This window comes from Massilia frigida (assembly GCF_011682175.1).
Taxonomy (GTDB): Bacteria; Pseudomonadota; Gammaproteobacteria; order Burkholderiales; family Burkholderiaceae_D; genus Telluria_A; species Telluria_A frigida.
Genome location: NZ_WHJG01000032.1, coordinates 33,338 through 50,886, shown reverse-complemented (window position 1 = coordinate 50,886; position 17,549 = coordinate 33,338). Strand labels below are relative to the sequence as shown.

Genomic DNA, 17,549 nt, shown 5'->3' with positions numbered 1-17,549 from the left:
GGCGCTTCCTATTTCGGCGCAGTCAAATCGATCGGCGTCACATAGCCGTATTTTCCCGGCACCACATCGTACGTATGCCGGTACGGCGGGTAACCCCTTACCTTGATCGTCAATTCATACCTGCCTTCGTTCAAACCGACAAACGAAAAAAACGATTTGAACATGTAATCCTGGCCTGCCAGATAGGCTTCGAGGGTGCGGTCGCTAGTGTCGGCGCTCGGCGTGATCTCGCGCCGGTCGCTTTCGTTGGCAAGTATGATGGACTCGATCTCGATGTCGCGGCGGCCCGCGCGGAAGCTGCCGGCCGGGTTGTCGGCCGGCGTGACGTCGGCGCCGATGTAGCCGGACAGGATGCCCTGTGGCGTGAGCTGGAAGGCCAGGTCGGGAATGCCGCCGGGGCCGATGGTCACCTGCGTGCTGGCCGGCGTGGTCTTGAATGCGCGCGTCACCAGGCCCACGTTGTAGGTGCCGGGTGGGAAAGGGCCCAGTTCACGCCCGCTGTCGCGCGCGTTGAGCGGCCACACGATCCGCTCGCGCGCCGCGTCGAGCGGTGTCAGTACCAACACCGGCGTCGAGGCCGATGTCTCGTCCGGCCGCGCGTACGAGAACGCCACCCGCAGATTGCCCTTGCCCGCCGCATGCTCATCGCTCCCGCGCTGGTCGGCCTCCTTGAGCAGTGCCGCGTACTGCGCGAACACTTGGGGCGACGACAGGATGCCGACATGGTCTTCGTCGTAGCCGAACACGCGCCGCGCTTCCGATTGCGCGTCCGCCCGCAACTGGCTGGCCAGGGTGATGACGCCGTCACTGCTGGCAGGGCGCAGCATGCTGTAACGCCCGCCGTGGCCGAAGAACAGGTAGTAATCGAGCTCGCGCGGAAGCGGTTTTTGAAACAGCGTTTGCACGAAGCGCCCGCCAGCCCGCACATCGTTCCACGACGGGATGACGGCGGGCGAGTAGGCGACGCCCTGGTCGGCCAGCGCGTCGCCGCCCCACGGCGCCGACAAGGTGATGAACAGTTTCGCGGCCGGGAACTGGTCGCCATAATTGGCCAGGAACGAGCGCACCACCAGGCTGCCCATGCTGTGCGCGGTCAGGTAGAGCCGGTCGAAATGGTAGCGCCGCTGCAGATTGCCGAGTTTCCAGTACAGCAGGTAGGACATGGAATCGAGCGAGGAGCCGGACGGGTAATAGAAAATCCACGGCTGGTAGCGGCTGCGGTCCAGGTGCTGGAGGAAGTAGGTCCAATCCTGTGGCGAGCCGGCCGCGCCGTGCACGAACAGCACCGGCGTCTTGCGCGGATCGTACTCTTCCAAAAAGTAGATATTGCCGCCCACTTCCTTGAAAAAATCGACCGGCGCCCAGTAGCCGCGCCGCCCGGCGTCGGCCGAAAACAAGGGGTCGTCGAGCGTGGCGATGGCGCCGACCTGGGTACTGTGCGGTTTGCCGGATGGACGGGCACCTACCGCCGTGCCTACCGCTGTGCCTACCGCCGTGCCGATCGGGATCGCGCTTTGCACCTTGTCGGACATGACCAGATCGAGATTGACCAGCGAGCCGGTGCCCGTGGCCCGCACCGGCGCCACGCCGTATTCGCCGACCGGTTCGCCGGCGTCCAGGGTCAGGTTGCCGTTGGCGTCGCCGAATGCAAACAGGGCGTAGTCGCCCTTTTGCACAATCAGTTCGTAGCCGCCGGCTTCATGCAGCATGGTGTAGTGCGCGATCTCGATCTGGCCATTGCGCCTCGTGTAGGCGGCGACAACCACCGGCTTGTCCCATGCAACGGCGCTGGAGATGTCGCCGGCCAGCACCGTGGACGAATAAAAGTTCTTCGATTCTTCCTTGAGCCTGACCAGCGAACACGCGCTCAGACAGAAACAGAGAAGTGCCAACACCAGCCCGGATCGATTTCGCACGAGACGCCTATTCAGAAACAATGCAAGCCGAAGGAACTTGCCTGTGCACGATTATAGGCTGTCTCGTAAGAGCCCGTGCTCTCGGCCAGTTTCACTTCGCCGCCGGCACCACCGGCAGTTCGACCGCGCTTTCCATGCCCGGCGCGTGGAACACCTTGTGCGTGGCCTTGCGGTAGTCGCCCGGCTTGGCGAAGAAAATATTCGGCACGAAGGTTTGCGGATTGCGGTCGTACAGCGGGAACCAGCTCGATTGCACCTGCACCATGATCCGGTGCCCCTTGAGGAACACGTGGTCGGCATTGGGCAGGGCGAAGCGGTAGCGCTCCACCTTGTTCGGCGTGATCGCCTCCGGCTTGTCCAGGCCGGTGCGGTAGCGGCCGCGGAAGATATCCATCGCGATGCCCAGCTGGTAACCGCCCAGTTCCGGCTGCGAGGCCACTTCGTCGGGATAGACGTCGATCAGTTTCACGACCCAGTCGGCATCGCTGCCGGTAGTGGCGGCGAACAGCTTGACCATCGGCTGGCCGGAAATCTGCAGGGGCGCATCGAGCTTGTCCGACACGTAGGTGAGCACGTCGGGGCGGTCCGAGAACGAGCGCTGGTCGCTGGCCAGCCATGGCTTCCAGACCGCGCCATCGTGCATGCGCACCGGACGCGCAATGAAGGGCACCGGCTTGGCCGGATCGGAGACGTAGTCGTCGGCCTGGGCCGCGCCAAGGCTGGCAGCGGCGGCCGGCTTGTCGAAGTCCAGGCGCGCGCCGGCTTTCAGGTAGACCGGTTTCATGACCTCGGTGAGTGGCCACTTGTCCAGGCGCTGCCACTTGTTGGTGCCGGTGCGGTACGACAGCACCGGCGCCGTGTCGGCCTCGGGGGCGTCGTCGCGCAGGTACTGGTTAAAGAAGGGCAGCATCACTTCGCGCCGGAATTCGGCGGCGGTGTCGCCGGTGAAGCGGATCGCGCCCAGGTTCGAGCCGTCGTAATTGACACCGCTGTGGCGCCACGGGCCGACCACCAGGTGGTTCATGGTGTTGGTGGTGTCGAGCTTTTCGGCGGCGGCGTAGGCGGCGTACGGGCCGTAGATGTCTTCCTGGTCCCAGCGCCCCACCACGTGCATGGTCGGCACCTTGAGCGGGCGCGCGCCGAGGATGCGGTCGAGCGCCTGGTGCTGCCAGAAGCTGTCGTAGGCCGGGTGCTCGAAGAGTTTCTTGGTGAAGGTGAGCTGGTCGACGCCGAAGCGTTTGGCGTAGTCGGAGGTGGAGCCGGCGCGCAGCGCGTATTCGTAGTCGTCGTACACGCCGGTGGCCAGGCCGGGCCCATTGCCGCGCGTGGCCGTCTGGCCGGCGATGTAGGACAGGTTGGTGACGCGGAAAGCGCCGTTGTGGAACCAGTCGTCGCCGCGCCAGCCATCGACCATGGCGCTCATCGGCACCGCGGCCTTGAGCGCCGGATGCGGATCGGTCAGCGCCATGAGCACCGTGAAGCCTTCGTACGAGGAGCCGACCATGCCGACCTTGCCATTGCTTTCCGGGATATTCTTGACCAGCCAGTCGATCGTGTCCCAGGCGTCGGTCGCATGATCGACCTCGCTGTCGTTGAGCGGGCCGCGCAGGGGGCGCGTCATCACGTAGTCGCCTTCCGAGCCGTATTTGCCGCGCACATCCTGGTACACCCGGATGTAGCCGTTGGCGACGTAGCCGTCGTCGCCCTCGGAGAGCATCGACGCCATGTGCGGGCTGACATTGCGCTCGGTGCGCTTGGCCGCGTTGTACGGCGTGCGCGAGAGGACCAGCGGCGCCCGTGCGGCACCCTTGGGGATCACGATCACGGTGTGCAGCTTGACGCCGTCGCGCATCGGAATCATCACGATGCGCTTGACGTAATCGGCGCCGTTATCGGGCTGGACAAACGCGGTGGCGGCGATGTCGGGCGCCATCGGCGCGGTCTGGGCGGAGGCCAGCGGCGGCACGGAAAGGAGTAACAGGGATAGGGCGGACAGGCGGATGGTGCTTTGGCGCGGCATTCATGTCTCCAGGGTGAACTGATCGTCAATGCGATCTTTATTGCAATATTGCTTGATAGTACCTAATCAAACACGCGTATGCAATCCGCATGCGGCGACATTTGCAGCGAATGGAAAATTCAGTGTCGTTGTGACAAACCGCGCTTTTTCAGCCGGATAATCCGTGTATGCTCGCCGCCGTGCGCTTCCCGCGCGCGCAAGCGCTCCATCCTTCAAGACAGGGGATGAAACGATTCGGCCTGCGCAATCGGCCAGTACAGCCCGAAGACCGGCGGCAGGCGTTCGAGCTGGTCCGGGTCGAGCAGTTCGCCTTCGCTCAGGTAAGGCAGCAGGGTCGAGACTTGCTTGACCTGGTTCGGCGAGACGCGCCGCACCAGGTGATGCGGGTTGAGCTGGTTGGGGTGGGTCAGCCCGGCGGCGGCGATCAGCTGCGCCAGCGCCTTCATCGTATTCTGGTGGAAGTTGGCCACGCGCGCGGTCTTGTCGGGCACGTCGAGCGCCTTCTGGCGCTGCTCGTCCTGGGTCGCCACGCCGGTCGGACAGCGGTCGGTGTGGCAGCTTTGCGACTGCACGCAGCCCAGCGCGAACATGAAGCCGCGCGCCGAATTGCACCAGTCGGCGCCCAGCGCGATGGTGCGCGCGATGTCGAACGCGGTGATGATCTTGCCCGAGGCGCCGATCTTGATCTTCTCGCGCAGGCGTGCGCCGACCAGGGTGTTATGCACCAGCAGCAGCGCTTCCTGCAGCGGCGTGCCGACGTGGTCCGAGAATTCGACCGGTGCCGCGCCGGTGCCGCCTTCGCCGCCGTCGACCACGATAAAGTCGGGCAGGATGCCGGTCGCCAGCATGGCCTTGACGATGCCGAAAAATTCCCACGGGTGGCCGATGGCCAGCTTGAAGCCGGTCGGCTTGCCGCCCGAGAGCGTGCGCAGGCGCTCGATAAAGTGCAGCATTTCGATCGGGGTCGAGAAGGCCGAATGGCTGGCCGGCGACAGGCAATCCACGCCCACCGTGACGCCGCGCGCGGCGGCGATTTCGATGGTCACCTTGGCGCCCGGCAGAATGCCGCCCTGGCCCGGCTTGGCGCCCTGCGACATTTTGAGTTCGATCATCTTCACCTGCGGCTGAATGGCGTTGGCGACGAAGTTCGCTTCCGAGAAGCTGCCGTCCGGGTTGCGGCAGCCGAAGTAGCCGGAGCCGATCTCCCATACCAGGTCGCCGCCGTTCTGGCGGTGATAGCGGCTGATGCTGCCCTCGCCGGTGTCGTGCATGAAGCCCCCCAGCCGCGCGCCGCCGTTGAGCGCCAGGATCGCGTTGGCCGACAGCGAACCGAAACTCATCGCGGAGATATTGAAGACGCTGGCGCTATAAGGCTGCGCGCGCGGGCACGACGGGTGGTTGCCGATCTCGATGCGAAAATTATAGTCGCCCATGGGCGCCGGCGCCATGGAGTGGTTGATCCACTCGTAGCCCGGCTGGTAGACATCGAGCTGGGTGCCGAAGGGGCGCTTGTCGGTTTCCATCTTGGCGCGCTGGTAGACGATGCTGCGCTGGTTGCGCGAGAACGGCTTGGCGTCGGTATCGTCTTCGAGGAAGTACTGGCGGATCTCGGGCCGGATCGATTCGAAGAAAAAGCGGAAGTGCGCCAGGATCGGGTAGTTGCGGCGCAGCGCGCGCCGGGTCTGGGACAGGTCGGCGATGCCGACCGCACCCAGGGCCCCGCTGAGAACCACCAGCCACCATCCGGGGCCTTCGCCGCGCAGCGCGAGGGCGCCCGACCAGGCAAAGACGATCAGCGAGATCAGGAACGGCAGGTAGCGCGGCGCGGCGAAACTCATTGGTGACTCCATGGTCAATAGGCAGCAACAATGCTAAGCTAGCGCCGATTCCATACCGGCGAAAGAACCCAATGATCATTGTCCACCATTTGAATAATTCGCGCTCCCAGCGTATTTTGTGGCTACTGGAAGAATTGGGACTGGAGTACGAGATCAAGAAGTACCAGCGCGATGCCAAGACCATGCTGGCCCCGCCCGAGCTGCGCGCGGTGCACCCGCTGGGAAAGTCGCCGGTGATTACCGATGGCGCGAACACGGTGGCCGAATCGGGCGCCATCATCGAGTACCTGCTCGAACGCTATGGCAATGGCAAATTCGTGCCCGCCGCCGGTACGCCGGACAAGCTGCGCTACACCTACTTCATGCACTACGCCGAAGGGTCGGCCATGACGCCACTGCTGATGAAGCTCGTGTTCGACCGCGTTGAAAAGAGCCCGATGCCGTTCTTCGCCAAGCCGATTGCGCGCGGTATCGCGCAAAAGGTCAAGAGCACGTTCATCCTGCCGCAGATCGCGCAGCACCTGGCCTACCTTGAAGGCGAACTGGCCAAGTCAAGCTGGTTCGCCGGCCCGGAGTTCAGCGGCGCCGATATCCAGATCAGCTTCGTGCTGGAGGCGGCGGCCGCACGCGGTGGCTTGGGCGACAGGTACCCCAAGCTGATGGACTTCTTGAACCGCATCCATGCGCGTGCCGCCTACCAGCGCGCGCTGGAGCGCGGCGGCCTGTACGAACTGCTCAAGTAAGGCCGTGGGCAAGCTGCTTGCGATCGACGGGCTCAATATCGTACGGCGCGTGTACGAGGCCAGTCCGGAGCCCGATTCGGCCGAGAAGGCCGATATCGCGCTGCGCCACGCGCTCTCGTCGTTCCGCAAGCTGCTGGCCACGCACGCGCCGACCCACGTGCTGGCGGCGTTCGACTTTGGCGGGCCCACCTGGCGCCACGCGCTGTATCCGCGCTACCGCGAGCAGCGCGCGCCGATGCCAACCTTCCTGCGCGACGCGCTTCCCGGGTTTCATGCGAAGCTGGCGGGGGAAGGCCTGCACGTGCTAACGCTGCCCGGGGTCGAAGCCGATGACGTGATCGGCACCGGGGTGCTGCGCTGGCTGGCCGAAGGGCGCGGCGACGCCATCGTGGCCAGCACCGACAAGGACTTGCACGGCCTGATTGCGCAAGGGGCGCTGGTGTGGGACCATTTCAAGGGCGAGTGGCACGATGACGCCTGGGTGCGCAAGAAATTCGGCGTCGCGCCCGAGCTGCTGGTCGATTTGCTGGCGCTGATGGGCGACGTGACCGACGGCGTGCCGGGCGTGTCCAAGGTCGGCATGAAGACTGCGGCCAAGCTGCTCAACGCCTACGGCAACCTCGATGCGGTGATGGCCGGCGCCGGCATTCTCAAGACCCCGGTCGGCGAACGCCTGCGCGCCGAGCGCGAGGTCCTGTATTTGTCGCGCCAGCTGGTGCAGCTCAAGACCGATGTGCGCCTGGGCGTGACCTGGAACATGCTGGCATTCGAGACGTTCTGACGAAAAGGAAAAGACGCGATGTTAAGAGCAGTGATCGTCGATGGAAATGCGATTTCGCGGGGCTTGTTGAACAGCGTGTTGAGCGAGGGTGGCTACAACGTCCTCGGCGACACGCACACGGGCGCCAAGGGCTATCTGATGGTGCAGAAGCATCACCCGCAGATTGTCTGCGTGGCGCTCGAACAGGTCGAGGATGGCGGCGAGATCGTCGAACAGATCCGCGCGCATTTTCCGAAGACCCTGATCTTCATGGTCTCCGGCACGCTCGACGCGCCCACCGTGCAGGCAGCGGTGGCGCGCGGGGTGCACGGGTTTATCGTCAAGCCGTTCAAGGCCGATGCGGTGCTCAACACCATCCGCAACACGGTGATCGCCGTGATCAGAAAACAGAAAGCCACTTAGGACGCGATGACTCCCGCATTTCCAGCACTGACCGCGTGGTCCGATTTGCCGCGCCTGAACGTCGATGAATTTTTCGAGCGTTTTCCCGTGATCGACGAGGCCTACGAGGCCGGGGAGACCGGTCTGGCCGACGGCGATATCGACGACCTCGAATTCATTGTGATCAGCGGCGACGTCAGTATCTCGCAAGAGCAGGCCAGGGAAATGGAAGCGGCACTGGAACTCGAAGAGAACTGGACGCTGCGCATTGCCGTCGACGGCAGCGTGCACGTCGACGGTGGAACGGACGCCTTGTTTGCCGTCAGTGGCGACCTGTATTGCAACTGGCTGGGGATCGACAAGGCCTGGGCCAGCTTCTCGGTGTGCGGGCGCGTGTTCGCCAGCGATTGCGTGTTTGTCAGCGCCAGCGACGAGGGGTGGATGCTCGACTTGCCAGCCACCCGCATCGACACGCCCTTGCTGTTTTTATGGAACTACAAACCCGACAACATCGACCTGAACCCGGACGCCGTCATGTTCGTCCTCGGTTTCGAGTGGTGGGGTTCCACGCTGCCGAACCGCTGCTACGCTCACCAGCAAATGATCCACGTGATCGACAGCCGTTTCCTCAAGCCCTTCACTTGCATCAACACGGAAGAAGACATCTGGGACAGCCGCGCCATCATCAACGCCCTGGCCGCTGGCGAGAGCATCTACCGCGCCGGTGTCGACTTGCGTTGCGAGCAAGCGATGGACGCGGCCGGCGCGGCGATGGCAAGCGCTGACTTCCGGCTGGGCCATGTGCGGTACAAGCAGGCGGCTACCATGTCGCCGGCTTACTATCCCGCGACCATGGGCATGGCCGACGCCATGCGCGCGGGCCAGGCGTATGCCCAGGCGTTCGATCTGTACCTGGAAGCGAGCAAGCTGTTCCCGCTGGAGCAAACCGGATTGGTGAACGAAGCCCTCAACGCCGCCGCGCGCTTCGCCTTGCGCTTGGGCCGGCTGGAACTGGCGCACGAGCTGGCGACACAGTCGATCGATTTTACCCAGGTCTCGAACTGGAACGATCAGCCGCTGGCGCAAGCTTACTGGATCCGGGGCGAGGCCAGCATCGCGCAAGGCGACTTCGCCGCCGCCGAGCGTGACGTGGCGCAGGCGCTGCGCTTTGACGCGGACGAGCCGCAGCCCAACTGGCTGATGGGATTCTTGTGCTTCCGGCGCGGTGAGCACGATCAGGCGCGCGCCTTCCACGCGAAGGCCGCCCGGCACTGGCCCCAGAACGGGTACTACGACGTGGCCAGCACCTACGTCGTGGGTTTCAATCCGGTCAGCGTCGACTGGGACCAGATTGACCCGGCATCGCTGCTGCCGGCATAAGCGGCATATCAAGGGGCGAACGCCGGTTCAGCGCAACTGGCGGATGCGCATGACCAGCCGGTACACGCCATACCCGTACACGAGCGCCGCCACGGCGCCGAAGGCGAGCGCCGGTTGCAGGTAGACTCCCGACAGTGTGCGCAGCGCGTCCCAGTCGACCATGAGCCAGGCCGACAGGCAGAGGCAGCCGCCGATGACGGCCAGCAGCAATAGCATGGCCCTGAGATTGTCGCGCTTCGAATACTGGTCCGGCGGGAATGCCGGCACCTTGCCGTTGATGGCGGTCTGGCGAAAATACTTCCAGCCGCCGGCATCGGCCGCACGTTCCCAGCCCAACGCTGCGAACGGTCCCCAGTATTGCTCCGGTTCGTCCACGTTGTCGCCGCAATCGAGCCGGTACACCACATCGGCCGGCACGCCCTGCTTGAACTTCCAGAGCGAGAGCACATTCACGCCCGCCAGGTGCAAGCCTTGCTGCGCCATCCGGCGCAGCCACAGCTCCTGCTCGTGCTCGCGGGCCGCCCAGAACCACTTGAAGATCCGGACGTGCGCGCCCACTCAGGCCGCCGTCGACGTATCGATCATGCCGCCACCGAGGCACACGTCGCCGTCGTACAGCACCGCCGACTGCCCCGGCGTGACCGCCCACTGGGGATCGCTGAAGCTCAAACTGAAATTGCCCATGGCGTCGGGCGTGACCACGCACGGCACGTCGGCCTGGCGGTAGCGGGTCTTGGCCGACATGGCGCGCGCTTCGGGAGGCGCGCCGGCCACCCAGCTGGCCTGGTCGGCGCGCAGGGCGCTCGACAACAGCCACGGATGGTCGTGTCCCTGCACGATATACAGGGTGTTGGTGGCGATATCCTTGCGCGCCACGTACCAGGCGTCGCTGCTGCCGTCCGGGTTCTTGTACGCCTTCATGCCGCCCACGCCGATGCCCTTGCGCTGGCCCAGCGTGTAGAACGACAGCCCGACGTGCTCGCCCACCGTCTTGCCGTCGTCGGTTTTCATCGGGCCCGGCTTGTACGACAGGTAGCGGTTCAGGAAATCGCGGAACGGACGCTCGCCGATGAAGCAGATGCCGGTCGAATCCTTTTTAGCGGCGTTGGGCAGCGCCAGCTTTTCGGCGATCTTGCGCACTTCGGTCTTGGGGATTTCGCCCAGCGGGAACAGGGTGCGCGACAACTGCGCCTGGTTCAGGCGATGCAGGAAGTAGCTCTGGTCCTTGGTATGGTCGAAGGCCTTGAGCAGCTCGAAGCTGGCGCCGTTCTGGCGCACGCGCGCATAGTGCCCGGTCGCGATCAGGTCCGCGCCCAGGTGCATCGCATGGTCGAGGAAAGCCTTGAACTTGATCTCGGCGTTGCACAGCACATCCGGATTCGGAGTGCGCCCGGCCTGGTACTCGCGCAGGAAGTCGGCGAACACGCGGTCCTTGTATTCGGCCGCGAAATTGACCGCTTCGATGTCCACGCCCACCACGTCGGCCACGCTGGCCGCGTCGATCCAGTCCTGGCGCGTGGAGCAGTATTCGGAATCGTCGTCGTCTTCCCAGTTTTTCATGAACAGGCCGACCACGTCGTAGCCCTGTTCCTTGAGCATCCACGCCGCGACCGAGGAGTCGACTCCGCCCGACATGCCGATCACGACTTTCTGCTTTTTCCCTGCGTTCGTCATTGCATTACATCCGTCTTAGGTTAATCCACCCTCGAACACCGAGGCGTGGGTGTGCAGCATGTCCAGCGGCGCGCGCCGGCCGGCCAGGTAGTCGTCCACGCACTGCAGCATCAGTGGGCTGCGGTGGCGCTCCTGGCAGGCCGCCATTTCGTCGCGCGTCATCCACAAGGTGCGGATGATGCCATCGTCGAGCGGCTGGTCATGTTCGGCGCCGGCCTCGCCGCAAAAGGTGAAGCGCAGGTAGGTCACGTCGGTGCCGCGCCGCGTGGAGGCGTAGCGCGACATGTACACGCCCACCAGCGCCTGCGGCGTGAAGTCGTACGCCGTCTCTTCCAGCACTTCGCGCACCACCGCCTGGGCCAGCGTTTCGAGCGGGTCGAGGTGGCCCGCCGGCTGGTTCAGGCGGATGCCTTCACTGGTCTCTTCTTCAATCAGGAGGAACTTGCCATCACGCTCGATGATGGCGGCAACGGTAACGGAGGGTTTCCAGATATGCGGCATGCGTGTCCTTCAAAATGAGCCGTCATTTTACCTTCATGCAGCATCGCTTGCCGATCCGTCACCGAACACAAGCCTGAATCGGGGAACACGGTATTGATCTGATACAAGAAAATGCGGGATTTTGCGCAGCGCGCAGTGCAACCGGTTTGGATGTGGAAGAGTTCATCTAGAAAAAGCGGATGGTCGTGCTATTTTGAAGTTTGCGTGTACTATCGTGAGCAGTTTATTAATTCTATGGAGGCGTCATGAGAATAGGCATACCGGCCGAAACGCGGTCGGGTGAAACGCGTGTTGCAGCAACTCCCGAGACGGTCAAGAAGCTCGCCGTCAAGCACCAGATCGTCGTCCAGGCGGGCGCCGGCCTGATGGCATCCGTCACTGATGAAGCGTATGCGGCGGCCGGCGCCACGATCGGCACCGCCGCAGATGCTTTCGGCTGCGACGTGGTGCTCAAGGTGCGCGCACCGAACGCCGCCGAACGTCCCCTCATGAAACCCGATGCCGTGTTGATCGGCATGCTCAATCCTTTCGATACCGACAATATCGCCGCCATGGCCGCAGCCCGCCTGCGCGCCTTTGCGCTCGAAGCGGTGCCGCGCATTACGCGCGCGCAGTCGATGGACGTGCTGTCTTCGCAGGCCAACATCGCCGGCTACAAGGCGGTGATGATGGCGGCGAACACCTACCAGCGCTTCATGCCGATGCTGATGACCGCGGCCGGCACCGTGAAAGCGGCGCGCGTGCTGATCATGGGCGTTGGCGTGGCGGGGCTGCAGGCGATTGCCACCGCCAAGCGCCTGGGCGCCGTGATCGAGGCGTCCGACGTGCGCCCGCCGGTCAAGGAGCAGGTCGAGTCGCTCGGCGCCAAGTTCATCGACGTGCCCTACCTGACCGACGAGGAAAAGGAAATCGCCAAGGGTTCGGGCGGCTATGCGCGCTCGATGCCGGCCGACTGGATGCGGCGCCAGGGCGAACTGGTACACGAACGCGCCAAGCTGGCCGACATCATCATCACCACCGCGCTCATTCCGGGGCGCGCCGCACCGGTGCTCATCTCCGAAGAGACGGTCAAGGCCATGAAGCCCGGTTCCGTGATCGTCGACCTGGCCGTGTCGCAGGGCGGTAACTGCCCGCTGTCGGAACTGAACAAGACGGTCACCAAATACGGTGTGCATATCATCGGCGAGCCGGACCTGGCGACCCTGGTGGCGGCCGATGCCTCGGCCCTGTATGCGCGCAATGTGCTCGATTTCCTCAAGCTGGTCATCGACAAGGATGAACAGCTGGTGATCGACCGCGAAGACGAGATCCTCAAGGCCACCCTGGTGTGCGCCGACGGCACGGTGCTGCGCACATAGCGCGCGCCGCCACATCACATCAACTTTAGAGGGAGGCAGCATGGAAGTCAGTCACACCATCATTAATCTCATCATCTTCGTACTGGCGATTTACGTCGGTTACCACGTAGTCTGGACCGTCACCCCGGCGCTGCACACGCCGCTGATGGCGGTCACCAACGCCATTTCGGCGATCATCATCGTCGGCGCCATGCTCGCCGCCGGCCTGACCACCGGGATCGTCGGGCAGGTGGCCGGCACGGTGGCGGTGGCGCTGGCGGCGGTCAATGTGTTCGGCGGCTTCCTGGTCACCCAGCGCATGCTCGAAATGTTCCGCAAGAAGGAACCCAAGGCGGCCAAGGCCAAGGCGGGGGATCACGCATGAGCTATATCAGCATGAACCTGGTGACGATGTTCTACCTGATCGCGTCGGTGTGCTTCATCCAGGCGCTCAAGGGCTTGTCGTCGCCGGCCACGGCGCGCACCGGCAACGCCTTCGGCATGAGCGGCATGGCGATTGCCACGGTCACCACCGTGGCGCTGATCTTCAAGCTGCAGGCGCAGGCGGCCAGCAGCGGCGGCTTGGGTTTCAGCCTGGTGCTGCTGGGCGTGGTGGTGGGCGGCGGGATTGGCGCGTATGCGGCCAAAAAAGTCGAGATGACCAAGATGCCGGAACTGGTGGCGGCGATGCACTCGCTGATCGGCCTGGCGGCAGTGTGCATCGCGGTGGCCGTGGTGGCCGAACCGTGGGTGTTCCAGATCACCACCGCCGGCGTGGCGCTGCCGTTCGGGAACCGCCTGGAGCTGTTCATCGGGACCTTCGTGGGCGCGGTGACGTTCTCGGGTTCCGTGATCGCCTTCGGCAAGCTGTCGGGCAAATACAAGTTCCGCCTGTTCCAGGGCGCGCCGGTCAGCTTCCCCGGCCAGCATATGCTCAACCTCGGTATCGCGATCGCCCTGATCGCGCTCGGCCTGGTGTTTTGCTTCGCGCCCGGCGTGGAACCGGCATGGACGCCGTTCATCCTCATGGCGGTGCTGGCGTTCATCCTGGGTGTGCTGATCATCATTCCGATCGGCGGGGCCGACATGCCGGTGGTGGTGTCGATGTTGAACAGCTATTCCGGCTGGGCGGCGGCGGGCATCGGTTTTTCGCTGAATAACTCGATGCTGATCATTGCCGGGTCGCTGGTCGGCTCGTCCGGCGCGATCCTGTCGTACATCATGTGCAAGGCGATGAACCGCTCGTTCTTCAATGTGATCCTGGGCGGCTTCGGCGGCGACCCGGCGGCGGCGGCCACTGGCGGCGCGCAGGAACAGCGTCCGGTCAAGTCGGGTTCCGCCGACGATGCGGCTTTCATCATGAGCAATGCCGAAACCGTGATCATCGTGCCGGGCTATGGCCTGGCGGTGGCGCGCGCCCAGCATTCGCTCAAGGAGCTGGTCGAGAAGCTGACCCACAAGGGCGTGATCGTCAAGTATGCGATCCATCCGGTGGCGGGCCGCATGCCGGGGCACATGAACGTGCTGCTGGCCGAAGCCGAGGTGCCGTACGACCAGGTATACGAGATGGAGGACATCAACGGCGAATTCGGCCAGGCCGACGTGGTGCTGGTGCTGGGCGCGAACGATGTGGTCAATCCGGCGGCCAAGGATCCCAAGTCGCCGATCGCCGGCATGCCGATCCTGGAGGCGTACAAGGCCAAGAGCATCATCGTCAACAAGCGCTCGATGGCGTCCGGCTATGCGGGCCTGGATAATGACCTGTTCTACCAGGCCAATACCATGATGGTGTTTGGCGATGCCAAGAAGGTGATCGAGGCGATGGTCAAGGCAGTCGACTAGTACCGGCTGCGCCAAGCAAAAAACGCGCCACCCGATGAGGCTGGCGCGTTTTTTTTTCGTCCCGGGCGTCCTAGCGCGCCGATTCCAAGCTCAGGCGCTCGAACTCGGCCACGTATTGCTTGGCCAATGCTGGCACGCCGACAAACAGATTGAAGTTATCCGCGGTCTTTTTGGACGGCGTGCCCGGGCGCGCCTTCTGCATGGCCGCTGCCGTGAAGCCGGCGCTGCCGAAGGCGACCCGGTCGTCGTCGCAGATCACGAAATTCTGATGCATGCCGCGGTTGCGTGAATGAACCAGCGGGGTAATGCCACCGGCGCGAAAGCGCGCGGCGGCGTTGTTCTTGTCCGGACCGGTCTGGGACGCGTCGAGCAGGACGCGCACATCGAGCCCGCGCACCTTGGCCTGGATGATGGCTTGCGCTACCTCCGGCAGGGTGAACTCGTTGGCGGAGACCCACACGCGGCGCTGTGCTTTGTTGATAAAGTCAACCAAATAGAGGGCGATGTCGTCCTGCGTGGAAAACAACACATCGGCTCCCGAAGACTCGCCGCTGAGCTGGACCCGCTCCGCGAGGGCGGGCGATGTTGCTACGCATCCAATTGCGAAACCGAATCCAATAATTCTTCTGTGAAATTTTTTCATGGCGTTTTTTTGTGGGTAGAATAGGGCGTAGCGCCACGATGGACGCAGTAAATATTGCAAAAGAAGTATCGCATGAATTTGCTCTTCCGGAACATTAGCGCCGCCCTTGGCAGAGTGCAGCGGCGCTGGGCGGGAGGGTTTGATGTTGCATAGGTTCAACGTTTTTACACAAAATAAGTTGACAATATGCATGGGTAAGTTGACAATAAGATAAATAAAATATTTTCTGCTCACTAAATGATTATTTGTGACATTGTTGCGGCAATGTTTCATTTCGACAACATGATCGGGCGAAAAATGCAGTTCTTTGCGTAATTTGGAGAGTATTCAACGTTTGTCCGTACGGTCGAATGACGCGGATCACAACAGTGGTGTCAAACAGGCGGATGGGCGAATGATCGATTTTGTGTTTCTCGCGCAACAGTGTGCGCCGGGTGTTCATGTCGACACGATGCAGCGGATTGTCCGTGTCGAGTCCTCGTTTAATCCGTATGCCATCGGTGTGGTCGGCGCGCGGCTCGAACGCCAGCCGCGCAATAGCGGCGAAGCGCTGGCCACGGCGCAGTGGCTTGAAAAGAATGGCTATAACTTCAGCATGGGCCTGGCGCAGGTAAACAAGCGCAATCTGGCCAAGTACGGGCTGACACTGGCCACCGCATTCGATCCATGCCGGAACTTGAGTGCGGGAAGCGCAATCCTTGCGGAATGCTATCAGCGGGCGGGCAAAACAGGCCGCAGCCAGCAGGATGCCTTGCGTGCGGCATTTAGCTGCTATTACTCGGGCAATTTCATCAGCGGATTCCGGCTGGGGTATGTCCTGAAAGTGGTTGCCGCAGGTGGAAACGGTAGCGCTGCGTCAGCGCGCATCGTGCTCAATCAGCCGCCAGCCGTGGCAGCCGCGAGCCGTGGGGTCCGGGCGCGCAGGGAAAGTGGCAGCGCGCGGCGCATGGCCTATGCCCCTGGTTTGCCGGGTGAGCAGGCACCGGTGGTTTCCTCGCAATCGAATAGCGCGTTGTTGTTTTAACGCGAGGTAACTATTCAGCCACTACGCGGCGTAGCAAAATTGGATTGCCGATAAACGCGCGGCGTAGCACTTCCAGCATGCTCTGGCCCTGCTTGCGGAACGTGTCGAGGCAAGAGCGGATGACGCAGAAATTCTCGGCTCCGGTGATCGTGCGGAAACACCCAGAGATCTTCTGTTTGACCTTCGGCATGCGGACGGCACGCTCCGCGATATTGTTCGAGAAAGGTACGGACGGATCGGCGATGAAGCGCAGGATGGCGTCGGCATGGAGTCGAAATCGGCGCAATAGGTTGTGGGCGTCAGACTGCTTGCAGCGGCCGGATTGCCCGTCAGCTTGCTTGCGTGGGTTGAGTTGCTCGCCCTCAGCCACGATGGCGTGGTAGACGGTGCTGAAGGCGGCGATGCCATCGGCGTCAATTGTTCGCTCCTGGCGCCGTGCTGCCCCGGTAAGCCGCTGGGCATTGAGCAGCAGTTCCGTCATGGCGACCGGCCAGGTTTGTCCGGTCAATTCGTGAATGTAGACCAGCTCGCGCAGCAGATGGGCATTGCACAAGGCATGCATGCCATCGTCGAGTTTCCAGTAAGGAGCCCAGCAATCGTGCACCAGAACGCCAATCCGTTTAGGCAGAATGCCATGCGCGTTGATGGCCTCCAGACCACGCTTGGCGTGCATCCCGTACCAGGTCAGATCGGCTGTGGCGGCCACGTGCATCCAGTGCAATTGACCGGCGACGCGCAAGCCCGACTCGTCGGCGCACAAGACGGGAGCATGGTGCAGTTGCTGGGCAATTTGATCTGCCGTTCCCTGCAAAGCCAGCCTGGCGTCCTCAACCCAGCCATACAGCGTAGCCGGCGACACCGACAGGCCGGTCATTTCGCTGATCAACCCGGCCGCGCGGGCATAGGGCAGCATCTGTCCTTGGGTCAGATGCACGCCCAGTGCACGAACGCGCGGGCCGTACTGGACGAACTCGCTCACCGCAGCGGGAAAGGCGCTGTCGTGGCGCTGGCCGCACGTGCACACGACGGAGTATGTCCGGTGTTCGATCACCTCGAAGCACATCGTTGGCACGTCGAATACCTGGCGGCGTTCCAATACCTGTGCCTGATCTACGGCCAGGGTGCTGTGGCAGTGGCTACACTGCGGCGGTGGGCGATGGTCCTGCACTCCGGTGGGATCGGCAACGCGCTTGAGCGTCTTTCCTTTGTGGCCCGTCTGCCCACCAACGGCCTTGTCGGACTTGCCGCGCAACGAGCTCGTCTTCGGTTTCTTGCCAAGTCCGTCCGATGACGGCGGCTTGCTCGAATTCTCGCTGTTCATCCCTAACTTCGCCTCGAGCGCTTCCATCCTGGCAAACAGCATTTCGATGAGACGGTCCTTGTCCTCGTGGGACAATTGGGTCGTGGCTGGGCGTGGCGGTTTCGGTGGCATGGCGACATCATGCGGGATTTCAGAGCAGTTTACAACT

16 protein-coding genes are annotated in these 17,549 nt (G+C 63.2%); 8 read left to right on the top strand and 8 right to left on the bottom strand.

All coding sequences use genetic code 11. The annotated features are described in order from the left end of the window. Positions 1-8: 8 nt before the first annotated feature. From F2P44_RS36650 to F2P44_RS24865, 3 genes are all read right to left on the bottom strand, one after another. Positions 9-1,916, bottom strand: coding sequence for an esterase/lipase family protein (locus tag F2P44_RS36650; protein WP_167090390.1), 1,908 nt, complete (start codon positions 1,914-1,916; stop codon positions 9-11). Positions 1,917-2,007: 91 nt separating this feature from the next. Next, entirely contained in the window at positions 2,008-3,936 is a 1,929-nt protein-coding gene (locus F2P44_RS24870) for a CocE/NonD family hydrolase (RefSeq protein ID WP_167090387.1), read from the bottom strand. Positions 3,937-4,148: 212 nt separating this feature from the next. After that, positions 4,149-5,774 (bottom strand): FMN-binding glutamate synthase family protein, encoded by a 1,626-nt coding sequence (locus F2P44_RS24865; protein WP_167090385.1) that lies wholly within the window; start codon positions 5,772-5,774, stop codon positions 4,149-4,151. Positions 5,775-5,845: 71 nt separating this feature from the next. On the opposite strand from F2P44_RS24865, the gene F2P44_RS24860 reads away from it, so the two are divergent. The 4 genes from F2P44_RS24860 to F2P44_RS24845 are packed head-to-tail and all read left to right on the top strand — an operon-like array spanning position 5,846 to position 9,059. After that, positions 5,846-6,517 carry a glutathione S-transferase gene (locus F2P44_RS24860; protein ID WP_167090383.1) on the top strand — a complete coding sequence of 224 codons (672 nt, stop codon included), beginning with the start codon at positions 5,846-5,848 and terminating at the stop codon, positions 6,515-6,517. A gap of 4 nt (positions 6,518-6,521) precedes the next feature. Continuing rightward, entirely contained in the window at positions 6,522-7,298 is a 777-nt protein-coding gene (locus F2P44_RS24855; protein WP_167090381.1) for a 5'-3' exonuclease, read from the top strand. An 18-nt stretch (positions 7,299-7,316) separates the two neighbouring features. Further along, positions 7,317-7,700, top strand: a complete 384-nt coding sequence (locus F2P44_RS24850) for an ANTAR domain-containing response regulator (protein ID WP_167090379.1) — start codon at positions 7,317-7,319, stop codon at positions 7,698-7,700. 6 nt (positions 7,701-7,706) lie between these two features. Further along, positions 7,707-9,059, top strand: a complete 1,353-nt coding sequence (locus F2P44_RS24845) for a tetratricopeptide repeat protein (RefSeq protein WP_167090377.1) — start codon at positions 7,707-7,709, stop codon at positions 9,057-9,059. A 27-nt stretch (positions 9,060-9,086) separates the two neighbouring features. Here F2P44_RS24845 and F2P44_RS24840 read toward each other — a convergent pair whose 3' ends face one another. The 3 genes from F2P44_RS24840 to F2P44_RS24830 are packed head-to-tail and all read right to left on the bottom strand — an operon-like array spanning position 9,087 to position 11,234. Then, positions 9,087-9,617: a DUF2812 domain-containing protein gene (locus F2P44_RS24840; protein ID WP_167090375.1), complete on the bottom strand. Its 531-nt coding sequence runs from the start codon at positions 9,615-9,617 to the stop codon at positions 9,087-9,089. Then, positions 9,618-10,733: a tRNA 2-thiouridine(34) synthase MnmA gene (mnmA, locus tag F2P44_RS24835; protein ID WP_167090373.1), complete on the bottom strand. Its 1,116-nt coding sequence runs from the start codon at positions 10,731-10,733 to the stop codon at positions 9,618-9,620. It lies immediately after the preceding gene. Positions 10,734-10,748: 15 nt separating this feature from the next. Next, complete coding sequence (locus F2P44_RS24830; RefSeq protein ID WP_167090371.1) at positions 10,749-11,234, bottom strand: NUDIX hydrolase; 486 nt, start codon at positions 11,232-11,234, stop codon at positions 10,749-10,751. A gap of 245 nt (positions 11,235-11,479) precedes the next feature. Here F2P44_RS24830 and F2P44_RS24825 point away from each other — a divergent pair, with 245 nt between their 5' ends. Genes F2P44_RS24825 through F2P44_RS24815 form a run of 3 tightly spaced genes read left to right on the top strand, consistent with a single transcriptional unit; the run spans position 11,480 to position 14,413 of the window. Continuing rightward, entirely contained in the window at positions 11,480-12,592 is a 1,113-nt protein-coding gene (locus F2P44_RS24825; RefSeq protein WP_167090369.1) for a Re/Si-specific NAD(P)(+) transhydrogenase subunit alpha, read from the top strand. Positions 12,593-12,632: 40 nt separating this feature from the next. After that, a complete protein-coding gene (locus F2P44_RS24820; RefSeq protein WP_167090367.1) occupies positions 12,633-12,956 on the top strand; it encodes a proton-translocating transhydrogenase family protein in 324 nt (107 codons plus the stop codon). Next, positions 12,953-14,413, top strand: a complete 1,461-nt coding sequence (locus F2P44_RS24815; RefSeq protein ID WP_167090365.1) for an NAD(P)(+) transhydrogenase (Re/Si-specific) subunit beta — start codon at positions 12,953-12,955, stop codon at positions 14,411-14,413. The genes F2P44_RS24820 and F2P44_RS24815 overlap by 4 nt, the downstream gene beginning before the upstream one ends. A 70-nt stretch (positions 14,414-14,483) precedes the next feature. On the opposite strand, the gene F2P44_RS24810 is transcribed toward F2P44_RS24815, so the two are convergent. Then, complete coding sequence (locus F2P44_RS24810; protein ID WP_167090363.1) at positions 14,484-15,248, bottom strand: phospholipase D-like domain-containing protein; 765 nt, start codon at positions 15,246-15,248, stop codon at positions 14,484-14,486. A gap of 202 nt (positions 15,249-15,450) precedes the next feature. On the opposite strand from F2P44_RS24810, the gene F2P44_RS24805 reads away from it, so the two are divergent. Continuing rightward, complete coding sequence (locus F2P44_RS24805) at positions 15,451-16,080, top strand: lytic transglycosylase domain-containing protein (RefSeq protein ID WP_167090361.1); 630 nt, start codon at positions 15,451-15,453, stop codon at positions 16,078-16,080. Positions 16,081-16,090: 10 nt separating this feature from the next. On the opposite strand, the gene tnpC is transcribed toward F2P44_RS24805, so the two are convergent. Further along, positions 16,091-17,476 carry an IS66 family transposase gene (gene tnpC / locus F2P44_RS24800; RefSeq protein ID WP_229423732.1) on the bottom strand — a complete coding sequence of 462 codons (1,386 nt, stop codon included), beginning with the start codon at positions 17,474-17,476 and terminating at the stop codon, positions 16,091-16,093. Positions 17,477-17,549: the final 73 nt, after the last annotated feature.

Bases quoted from the DNA above. Each gene is read 5' to 3' on its own strand.
- F2P44_RS24870 (WP_167090387.1), bottom strand. From the start codon at position 3,936: ATGCCGCGCCAAAGCACCATCCGCCTGTCCGCCCTATCCCTGTTACTC.
- F2P44_RS24865 (WP_167090385.1), bottom strand. From the start codon at position 5,774: ATGAGTTTCGCCGCGCCGCGCTACCTGCCGTTCCTGATCTCGCTGATC.
- F2P44_RS24860 (WP_167090383.1), top strand. From the start codon at position 5,846: ATGATCATTGTCCACCATTTGAATAATTCGCGCTCCCAGCGTATTTTG.
- F2P44_RS24850 (WP_167090379.1), top strand. From the start codon at position 7,317: ATGTTAAGAGCAGTGATCGTCGATGGAAATGCGATTTCGCGGGGCTTG.
- F2P44_RS24845 (WP_167090377.1), top strand. From the start codon at position 7,707: ATGACTCCCGCATTTCCAGCACTGACCGCGTGGTCCGATTTGCCGCGC.
- mnmA (WP_167090373.1), bottom strand. From the start codon at position 10,733: ATGACGAACGCAGGGAAAAAGCAGAAAGTCGTGATCGGCATGTCGGGC.
- F2P44_RS24830 (WP_167090371.1), bottom strand. From the start codon at position 11,234: ATGCCGCATATCTGGAAACCCTCCGTTACCGTTGCCGCCATCATCGAG.
- F2P44_RS24825 (WP_167090369.1), top strand. From the start codon at position 11,480: ATGAGAATAGGCATACCGGCCGAAACGCGGTCGGGTGAAACGCGTGTT.
- F2P44_RS24820 (WP_167090367.1), top strand. From the start codon at position 12,633: ATGGAAGTCAGTCACACCATCATTAATCTCATCATCTTCGTACTGGCG.
- F2P44_RS24815 (WP_167090365.1), top strand. From the start codon at position 12,953: ATGAGCTATATCAGCATGAACCTGGTGACGATGTTCTACCTGATCGCG.
- F2P44_RS24810 (WP_167090363.1), bottom strand. From the start codon at position 15,248: ATGCATATTGTCAACTTATTTTGTGTAAAAACGTTGAACCTATGCAAC.
- F2P44_RS24805 (WP_167090361.1), top strand. From the start codon at position 15,451: ATGATCGATTTTGTGTTTCTCGCGCAACAGTGTGCGCCGGGTGTTCAT.